2 protein-coding genes are annotated in these 1,439 nt (G+C 65.7%); both read right to left on the reverse strand.

Features of this window, described 5'->3' with window-relative positions; translation table 11 throughout:
- Positions 1–276: 276 nt before the first annotated feature.
- Complete coding sequence (locus GMA12_RS18110) at positions 277–603, reverse strand: hypothetical protein (protein WP_156270875.1); 327 nt, start codon at positions 601–603, stop codon at positions 277–279.
- 356 nt (positions 604–959) lie between these two features.
- The coding region (locus tag GMA12_RS18385) for a hypothetical protein (RefSeq protein ID WP_162460049.1) at positions 960–1,439 on the reverse strand (480 nt) is incomplete at its 5' end.

A 1,439-nucleotide genomic window follows, 5' to 3' on the forward strand; every position in this document is an offset into this window, starting at 1 on the left:
CGTCGCCTGACTGCAACGGTCCCGATCGCGTGTCCATTCACGGTAAGAACGCCTTCACCGCCCGGACAAGGGAAAACACCAGACTCTGCGGGCCTTCCCCGGTCTTTGCCACAAGACGCCCCGAGGGTTGGGATGCACTTGGGGGCCAGCTGTGACCACCCTGTGACGTCTTCGGTGCCAGGCTCAACTTCCTTCCCACACCCGGAGAACGCGCCGAGCTCAGTACTGGGGCTGGTGACGAAATCGCTGCGGGATCGACTGCGGTCGTGGCTCTCCCTATCGGTAGGGGTGGCCAGGGTCTCGGGCGTGGTCGGGTGCGTGATCAGGCAGATTAGCTGGAACGAGCACCCGGACCGGGCCGATGTTGCTGCACTCCCGGTCATGGTGGAGCTCCCAGCGCAGCAGGTCCACGGCGGCGGCTTCCACATGACAAGCCGCGGTGAGATCCACACTGATGCCCCCTGAGGGGACCACGGCGTGGGCGCGGTGGACCACGGAATACAGGACGTGCTGGTTGGCCTCGGTCAGACAGCCGGCGACCTGCAGGCGCACGTAGCGGCCGTCGAGATCGATCTGGATGAGCACGGAGTGCTTGTGGTCCATCGGAACATCCTTGATCTGTTGCGGGCACTGGCGGCCAGCAGGGCAGCTCCCGCCCAGGAAGGGATCCGCGAGATGCCGGGGCGAGCATCGCGAGTCCCCGCCTTGAGGCCACCGAGCCGACCGCGTAGCGCGGAGGCCGAGGGGTCCCGGGAGCCCTTTGCCCCGAGTGCTGTGGGTGGCATAGGCGCACAGCAAAGCGAGAACACTGCGGTTGGCCGTAACTGGAAAACCTGCCCCCCGATGAGAAGCTGCAAGTCCCTTTTTGTTGTTGCACCGGGCTGCACCGTGAGGGCTCAGGACAGGACCCCGGTCCTTCAGGGCCGGAGTCCTGCTTCCTCCCGGAGGGGGCGGGAGTCTTATTCCTCGGGCATCAACTGGACGTTAGTGGCCTCGAGGTAGGGCTGCTGGTCGTAGTCCTGGTACAGGTCGTCTTCCAGATCCATCTGTCGCTCGTCCTCAATGGTGGGAAGGTCGAAAGCCTGCTGGACGATGCCGGTGACTTCCACGACCTGGCCCTCTTCGATGTCGACCTGATCCATGTTGTAGAGCACCAGCAGCGGGTCCACGGTGGTGCCGGCGGTGCCGGCGATCACGAACGCGTCGTCGTCGATGACGTTGCTGACCTCCGCCGACAGTGTCACTTCCTGGCCGACGTAGGTCTCGCGGTCGTCGTAGAAGTCCTCGTCGTAATCGCCGATGAAGGTGTCCCCGGTCGTGGGGTTGTTGGCCGGAGCCGGGGAGGTCTCCGCGACTTCGCCCTCGGTGACGTCTTCGACGTCGGTGCCGGTCTCGGGGCCTTCGGTGCCGCACCCGGCCAGGGCCAGCCCGGCGGCGGC

It is taken from the genome of Kocuria sediminis (assembly GCF_009735315.1).
Classification (GTDB): domain Bacteria; phylum Actinomycetota; class Actinomycetes; order Actinomycetales; family Micrococcaceae; genus Kocuria; species Kocuria turfanensis.